7 protein-coding genes and 1 tRNA gene are annotated in these 7,222 nt (G+C 72.8%); 3 read left to right on the plus strand and 5 right to left on the minus strand.

Annotated features, from left to right (window positions below; translation table 11 throughout):
- Positions 1-126 precede the first annotated feature (126 nt).
- The 3 genes from AWW66_RS11425 to AWW66_RS11435 are packed head-to-tail and all read left to right on the plus strand — an operon-like array spanning position 127 to position 2,920.
- Positions 127-888 carry an SDR family NAD(P)-dependent oxidoreductase gene (locus tag AWW66_RS11425; RefSeq protein ID WP_211271916.1) on the plus strand — a complete coding sequence of 254 codons (762 nt, stop codon included), beginning with the start codon at positions 127-129 and terminating at the stop codon, positions 886-888.
- Positions 889-929: 41 nt separating this feature from the next.
- Positions 930-2,192 carry a pyridoxal phosphate-dependent aminotransferase gene (locus AWW66_RS11430; protein WP_067363974.1) on the plus strand — a complete coding sequence of 421 codons (1,263 nt, stop codon included), beginning with the start codon at positions 930-932 and terminating at the stop codon, positions 2,190-2,192.
- Positions 2,192-2,920 carry a tryptophan 2,3-dioxygenase family protein gene (locus AWW66_RS11435; protein WP_067363977.1) on the plus strand — a complete coding sequence of 243 codons (729 nt, stop codon included), beginning with the start codon at positions 2,192-2,194 and terminating at the stop codon, positions 2,918-2,920. Before AWW66_RS11430 ends, AWW66_RS11435 begins: the two co-directional genes overlap by 1 nt.
- A gap of 7 nt (positions 2,921-2,927) precedes the next feature.
- On the opposite strand, the gene AWW66_RS11440 is transcribed toward AWW66_RS11435, so the two are convergent.
- From AWW66_RS11440 to AWW66_RS11460, 5 genes are all read right to left on the minus strand, one after another.
- A complete protein-coding gene (locus AWW66_RS11440) occupies positions 2,928-3,311 on the minus strand; it encodes a VOC family protein (RefSeq protein ID WP_067363980.1) in 384 nt (127 codons plus the stop codon).
- Positions 3,312-3,752: 441 nt separating this feature from the next.
- Positions 3,753-3,826 (minus strand) — tRNA-Pro (locus AWW66_RS11445).
- 203 nt (positions 3,827-4,029) lie between these two features.
- Positions 4,030-5,433 (minus strand): ribosome biogenesis GTPase Der, encoded by a 1,404-nt coding sequence (gene der / locus AWW66_RS11450; RefSeq protein WP_067363983.1) that lies wholly within the window; start codon positions 5,431-5,433, stop codon positions 4,030-4,032.
- Positions 5,434-5,545: 112 nt separating this feature from the next.
- Complete coding sequence (gene cmk, locus AWW66_RS11455) at positions 5,546-6,226, minus strand: (d)CMP kinase (RefSeq protein WP_067363986.1); 681 nt, start codon at positions 6,224-6,226, stop codon at positions 5,546-5,548.
- Positions 6,227-6,392: 166 nt separating this feature from the next.
- The gene (locus AWW66_RS11460) at positions 6,393-7,103 is read right to left on the minus strand and encodes a pseudouridine synthase (RefSeq protein ID WP_067364010.1); all 711 of its coding nucleotides are present in this window, start codon (positions 7,101-7,103) and stop codon (positions 6,393-6,395) included.
- Between the last annotated feature and the right edge of the window lie 119 nt (positions 7,104-7,222).

Here is a 7,222-nt window from a genome sequence, read left to right on the forward strand (position 1 = left end):
AGGTCATGCTCGCTACCGCTCATCGCGTCACCGGACCCGCGTCCCGGCCGCACCCGCCGCAGCACCCGGCCGCCCCGGCCGGTCACGTCGTCGCGGTCCCCCACCCCGGCGCGGGCGTGACCGGCCGTGGCTGAGCCGGGCGACGGCATCGCCGGCCGCACCGTGATCGTCACCGGCGCCGGCACGGGAATGGGACGCGCCATCGCCGAGCACCTGCTGGCACGCGACGCGACCGTGGTCGCGGTCGGACGCCGCGAGGCGGCGTTGCGCCGGCTGACCGCCGCCGGTGACCACCGCGTCGAGGTGATCGCCACCGACATCACCCGGCCGGGCGCGGCCGAGCACATCGTGGCCGCCGCCACGGCCCGCTTCGGTACGGTGCACGGCCTGGTCAACAACGCCGGCCTGGCCCGCTTCGCGGCGCTCGACACCGCCACGGACGACGACTTCGACCGTCTGCTGGCCACCAACGTCCGCGCCCCCGCCGCACTGATCCGCGCGGCGCTCCCCCACCTGCGTCAGCATCGGGGCGCCGTGGTGAACGTGTCGTCCGTCGGCGGGGTGCTGGCCATGCCGGGACGGTCCCTCTACGGCGCCAGCAAGGCCGCCCTCAACAGCCTCACCCGATCACTGGCCAGGGAACTGGCCCCGGACGTCCGCGTCAACGCCGTCCTCCCCGGACCGGTCGACACCCCGATGTGGGACGACATGGGCCTGGACACCGCAGCGTCCGCCGCGCTGCGCTCGTCGTTGCTCGCGGCGACGCCCCTGGGCCGCTTCGGCCAGCCCGCCGAGGTCGCCGGCTGGGTGTGTGGCCTGCTCGACCCGGAATTCTCCGGCTGGATCACCGGAGCGTTGATTCCCGTCGACGGCGGTCGCACCTCCTGATGCCCTCCGCACGCCGCCACCACGACCGAAACGGAGAGGTCATGCCCCTGCCGAGCCCTCAACCCCACCTGCTGGACGGCGCCCCGGTCGCATCGACGATCCCCTCCTCCCAACTGCACCGCGTCTTCCGCGACGCCGACGACCGCGAGCGCGTCAGCGGTGTCCCGGTGACCAAACTGCACGTCGGCGAGCCCCACTTCACTCCGCCGCCCGAGGTCGCACAGGCCCTCGCGCGGGCGGTGACCACCGGGCGCACCGAGTACACCGCGGTCGAGGGCCTGCTGGAACTCCGCGAACACCTGGTGCGCAAACTCGCCGACGAGAACGGTGTGGACACCGACGTCTCCCGGCTGTTCGTCACGCCCGGCTCCTGCCAGGGCCTGGCCGCCCTGATGCAGGCCGTGGCCGAACCCGGCGCGGAGATCCTGCTGCCGGAGCTGCACTGGCCCATCCACCTGCAGCAGGCCCTGCTCGCCGGCCTCCGCCCGGTGTTCTACCCACTCGGGCGCGACTACCGCACCGACCCCGAGTCGGTGCTGGCCGCCGCGACCGCGAACACCAGGGTGCTGCTGATCAACTCACCCGCCAACCCCACGGGAGCCGTCCTCGACACCCCGACCCTGCGCGCGTTGATCGACATGGCACGCGCCCGGGGCTGGCAGATCATCAGCGACGAGGCGTACGAGCACTTCGTCTTCGACGGCGAACACGTCTCCACCGCGTCACTGGAACGCGACGTGCCGGTCCCCGAGCGGATCGTGCACAGCTCCTACTCCTTCTCGAAGAGCCTCGCGATGACCGGCTACCGGCTGGGATACCTCGCCACCGCCACCGACCGCGCCGCCCGGGCCGTCCGGATCGTGCAGGAGGCCAACCTCATCGCGATGTCGACCCCCGTGCAGTACGCGGGCCTGGAGGCACTGCGGTGGGGACACGTGGTGCGGCAGAACCACGCGATGGTGCGCGCCAACCGCGACGAGGTGCTGCCCGCCGTCCACGACGCCGGCCTGCTGCCCGAGCTGCCGGCCGGCGGCTGGTACGCCGTGCTCGACGTCGCCCCGACCGGCCTGTCCGCCGAGGAGTTCGCCGCCGGCCTGCTGGCCACCAGGAACGTCGCGGTGGTACCCGGCACCGGGTTCGCCCTGATGCCCCGCCTGGACGCCCGGGGACGGGTCACCTCGGCCGAACCGGCGCCCTGGTCCCGGCACCTGATCCGCATCGCCATGTGCGTGGCGCCGCAGGTGCTCCGCGACGGCGTACGCGAGCTGCTCGATTTCGCCCGGAACGGCCGTGGAGCCGCCTGATGACGACCCTGACCTACGCCGACTACCTGCACGTCGAGACGCTGCTGTCCCTACAGGAGCCCCGCACCCCGGACACCGCGAGCCGGTCCGTGGTCCTGGCCGAGCACTTCTTCATCGTCACCCACCAGGCCAGCGAGCTGTGGCTCAAGCAGATCACGGTCGACCTGGACGCCGCCGCGCAGGCCATGACGCCGCCCTACGGGCCCGAGGACGACGAACTGGCGCTGGAGTTCCTCCAGCGCACCACCGACCTGCTCCGGGTGCTGCACGAACAGGTGGTCGCGCTGGAGAAGCTGCCGCTGCGCCACTTCGCCGAGTTCCGCCCGTTCCTGGACGGGGCCAGCGGGGCGCAGTCGGCGCAGTTCCGGGTCCTCGCGCGGCTGCTCGGCGGCAACCGGCAGGAGGGCCGCCTCTACCGGGCGTTCGAACGGCTGGCCGGGCACCACGGCAGCAGCGTCGCCGAGGTCTGCGCGCGCGGCCCCGGCGCCGGCGTGCTCAACCGCCTCGCCGACAGCCTGCTCGACGTGGCCAACGGTTACTGGCGGTGGAAGGTGACCCACCTGGCGCTGGTCTCGAAGATGGTGGGCAACCGCGACGGCACCGGCGGCAGCACCGGCGTCGACCACCTGGCCCGCCGGGTCACCCTGCCGTTCCCCCGGCTACGGCAGCTCCGGGCGCAGGTCCACCAGGGGCCGACGGCGGAAGACCAGCCCACTGGCATCCCGTGAGGTCGGCTCAGCCGGTGCGGGAGTTCTGTATCAGCGCGAGGACCGCACCGGCGGGGTCCTTGATCAACGCGAACCCGCCAGGGCCGGGGCCGGTGGGCTGCCGCACGACCTCGCCGCCCTTCTCGACCACCCGCGCGAGGCTGGCTGGCAGGTCGTCGACCGCGACGTAGACGATCCACTGCGGCGGCAGGTCGGCGTTGCCGCTCCTGGCGTGGCAGATCCCGGCGACCGGGTTGCCGTCCTGGGCGAGCATCATGTAGTCGTCGTAGTCGCCCATGCTCAGCGGCTCCGGCTTCCAGCCGACCACGTCCGCGTAGAAGTCGCGGACACCGTTCGCGTCCTGGACGGTCAGGTCAAAGCCCGCGATCGTGCCTGCCGTGTCGTCGCTCATCGCGTCCCTTCCACCGTCGTGGTACGGGTCGTCCGGGCGGGCGCTCGTCCACAAGGACAGCGAGCCGGCCGACGCGGCGTCGTTGAGATCGTCGGTGCTGACTATATCCACCGCGGTGCCGCCGAACCGGCCTGCGACGGTGTGCGCCGGAGGCGAACCGACGGACCTTGACCGCTCCCCAGCCTCGTGATCGTCACGGCGTACCAGAGGGCGGGACAGGGCGGCAGGCGGATGAATCGAGCTTGGCCCCTCGACGGCGAGCAACGAGCGTGCGGCCTGGTCGTAACTGGTATCGATCTCAGCGCGCACGTGAAGGTCCGCCGGCCCCCAGGTGGTCCCCAGCTACGCGCGGTCTAGGCGCACGCCCCGGCCCGTTGTCGAGACATGAAAAGAGCCGCTGACCAGGGCATATGCCCTGGTCAGCGGCTTCCTTAGCAACTGTCGGGACGGCCGGATTCGAACCGACGACCCCTTGACCCCCAGTCAAGTGCGCTACCAAGCTGCGCCACGTCCCGATGCTGACCGCTCGGGTTTCCCCTGCGGCAGCCGGTACAGCTTAGCGCAGGATCTTCCCGACTGCCGCAGGCCCCTCCCCCGTGCCGAGCGCGCCGTGGCCGGCGCGGGATCGTGCAGCTCCGCACACCGCCTAGAGCATCCTAGGAGGGTGGGGTGCGGGGTGGGGCCGGGTGGTGGGGCGGCACCATCCGGCCCCGGCCGGTCAGCCGTGGGCCTTGCCCCGACCGCCCGGGCCGAGCTTCTTACGCGGGCGTACCGAGATCTCGATCGGGCTGCCCTCGAAGCCGAACTCCTCACGGAGCTTGCGCTCGACAAACCGCTGGTATCCGGCGTCCAACGGACCCGTAGTGAACAGCACGAACCGGGGCGGCGCCACCCCCGCCTGGGTGGCGAAGAGGATCTTCGGCGCCCGGCCGCCACGGACCGGGTGCGGGGTGGCCTGCACCAGCGCGGTGAGCCAGGCATTGAGCTGCGCGGTCGGGATCCGCTTCTCCCAGCTTGCCAGGGCCCTGCGCAGCGCCGGGGCGAGCTTGTCCACCGCCCGCCCGGTCTTCGCCGACAGGTTCAGCCGCAGCGCCCACGGGATCCGGCGCAGCTCCCGCTCGATCTCCTTGTCCAGGTAGTACCGGCGGTCGCCGTCGACCAGGTCCCACTTGTTGAAGGCGATCACCAGGGCCCGGCCGGTGTCGGTGACCATGGACAGGATCCGCTGGTCCTGCTCGCTGATCACCTCGCTGGCGTCCAGCAGCACCACCGCCACCTCCGCCGCCTCGATCGCCGAGGCGGTCCGCAGGCTGGCGTAGTACTCCGTGCCGCTGGCCTTGCCGACCCGCTTGCGCAGGCCGGCGGTGTCCACCAGTTGCCACGTCTCGCCGCCGATGCTGACCAGGCTGTCCACCGGGTCGACGGTGGTGCCGGCGACCGAGTCGACGACCGCCCGCTCCTCCCCCGAGAAGCGGTTGAGCAGGCTGGACTTGCCTACGTTGGGCCGACCCACCAGGGCCACCCGGCGCGGGCCGCGCGGCCGGTTCTCCACGATCGCCGGAGCCTGCGGCAACGCGTCCAGGATCACGTCGAGCAGCTCGCCGGAGCCCCGGCCGTGCAGCGCGGAGACCGGGTACGGCTCGCCGAGACCGAGCGACCACAGCGCGGTCGCCTCCATCTCGATCGAGGCGTTGTCGGCCTTGTTCGCCACCAGGATCACCGGCTTGGCGCTGCGGCGCAGCATCTTCACCGCCGCCTCGTCCACATCGGTCGAACCGACCACCGCGTCGACCACGAAGAGCACCACGTCGGCGGTGGCGACCGCCGACTCGGCCTGCGCCGCGATCGCGGCGGCCCGGTCCTTGGCGTCCGGCTCCCAGCCGCCGGTGTCGACCACGGTGAACGCCCGGCCGGACCACTGCGCGTCGTAGGGGATCCGGTCCCGGGTCACCCCGGGCACGTCCTCCACGACCGCCTGGCGGCGGCCGATGATCCGGTTCACCAGGGTCGACTTGCCGACGTTGGGCCGACCGACGACGGCCACCACGGGCATCGGGCCGGCCGGCTGGTCGACGTCGACCTCCGGCTCGCGCAGCTCGACCCACCCACCGTTGTCGCTCATGCCGTACTCCCACCGCGCAGGTCGCCGCCCCACCGGACCGGCGGGCACGGGTCGACGTCGTACCCCGCCAGCGGGCGTGGTGTGCCGGCCCGCGACCGCGCCGGGCGCGACCTCATGCCACACCCCGCTCGACGAGCAGGTCACGCAGCCGGTCGACGACCTCGTCGATGCCCAGTTCCGTGGTGTCCAGCACGACCGCGTCGGCGGACTGCTGCAACGGGTCGGCCTTGCGGGTCGAGTCCAGCCGGTCCCGCCGGGCCAGGTCGGCGGCGGTGGCCGCCACGTCGGTGGCGTCCTCGGCGCTGCGCCGCGCGGCACGGGCCGCCTCGGAGGCGGTCAGGTACACCTTCAGGTCCGCGTCGGGGGCGACCACCGAGCCGATGTCGCGGCCCTCGACCACGATCCGGCCGGCGTTCGCGATCATGTCCCGCTGCCGGGCGACCAGCAGCGCCCGTACCGCCGCGACGGCGGCCACCGCGGAGACCGCCGCGGTCACCTCGGGGCCCCGGATCTCGGCGTCGACGGAGGTGCCGTCGACGGTCACGCCGTACCCCTGGGGGTCGGTGCCGATGCGCAGGTCGGCCTCGCCGGCGACCTTCGCCACCGACTCGGCGTCGGCCGGGTCGACCCCGGAGCGCAGCACCGCCCAGGTCATCGCCCGGTACATCGCGCCGGTGTCCAGGTACCGCGCGCCGATCCCGACGGCGAGCCGCCGGGACACGGTGGACTTACCCGAACCGGACGGCCCATCCACAGCGACCACACAGCGCCCGGTCGGTACGTTCTCCACCACCGTGTTCCTCCTCAGCCCGTATCCCACGGGTCACGTCCCCGCGAGCGGTTGTCCGTCGTCAATGATGCCCGGCGTCCCCGCCGTCCTCCGCGCGGGATGACCCGGGGCCGTCCCGGGGTCCGGGCCGCACGGAAGCCTACCGGCACCCGTACCCCCGAACGGTGGGTCAGTCACCCACCTCGCGGAAGAGAGCGGCGACCTCCGCGTGGGTCAGCCGGCGGGTCCGCCCGAGGCGCAGGTCACCGAGGCGGATCGGACCGATCGAGGTACGCACCAGCCGGGACACCGGGTGCCCGACCTCCTCCAGCAATCGCCGGACGATGTGTTTGCGTCCTTCGTGCAGGGTGATCTCCACCTGGGCGGTTCGTCCCAGGGTGTCCACCACCCGGAACGAGTCAACCTTCACCGGGCCGTCCTCCAGCTCGATGCCGGCGGTGAGCCGTCTGCCCAGGTTGCGCGGGATCGGGCCGGGCACCTCGCACAGGTACGTCTTCATCACTCCGAACGACGGGTGCATCAGCCGGTGCGCGAGGGTGCCGTCGTTGGTGAGCAGCAGCAGACCCTCGCTCTCCGCGTCGAGCCGCCCGACGTGGTAGACCCGCTGCTCGACCCGGCCGTCGAGGAAGTCGGCGAGCGCGGTGCGCCCCTTCTCGTCGGCCATCGTGGAGACCACGCCCCGGGGCTTGTTCATCGCCAGGTACACCAGCCGGGTGTCGGTGACCAGGCGCTCGCCGTCGACGAAGATGACGGCGGTGGTCGGGTCGACCTTGTCCCCGAGCTGGGCCACCCGCCCGTCGACGGTGACCCGCCGGTGGAAGATCAGGTCCTCGCAGGCCCGCCGGGAACCGATCCCCGCGGCGGCGAGCACCTTCTGCAGGCGTTGCGCGCCCTCGGCGGTCTCGACCGGCTCGGCGGGTCGCCGCTCGACCGCGCCGGGGCGGCCGGCGACGCCGAGGGCGGAGCGGACCGGCCGCTCGGAGCGCCCGACCGGCCGGC

This window comes from Micromonospora rosaria (genome assembly GCF_001567585.1).
GTDB classification, from domain to species: Bacteria; Actinomycetota; Actinomycetes; order Mycobacteriales; family Micromonosporaceae; genus Micromonospora; species Micromonospora rosaria.

Coding starts and splice junctions, on each gene's coding strand:
- AWW66_RS11440 (WP_067363980.1), bottom strand. CDS start 3,311: ATGAGCGACGACACGGCAGGCACGATCGCGGGCTTTGACCTGACCGTC.
- der (WP_067363983.1), bottom strand. CDS start 5,433: ATGAGCGACAACGGTGGGTGGGTCGAGCTGCGCGAGCCGGAGGTCGAC.
- AWW66_RS11435 (WP_067363977.1), top strand. CDS start 2,192: ATGACGACCCTGACCTACGCCGACTACCTGCACGTCGAGACGCTGCTG.
- AWW66_RS11430 (WP_067363974.1), top strand. CDS start 930: ATGCCCCTGCCGAGCCCTCAACCCCACCTGCTGGACGGCGCCCCGGTC.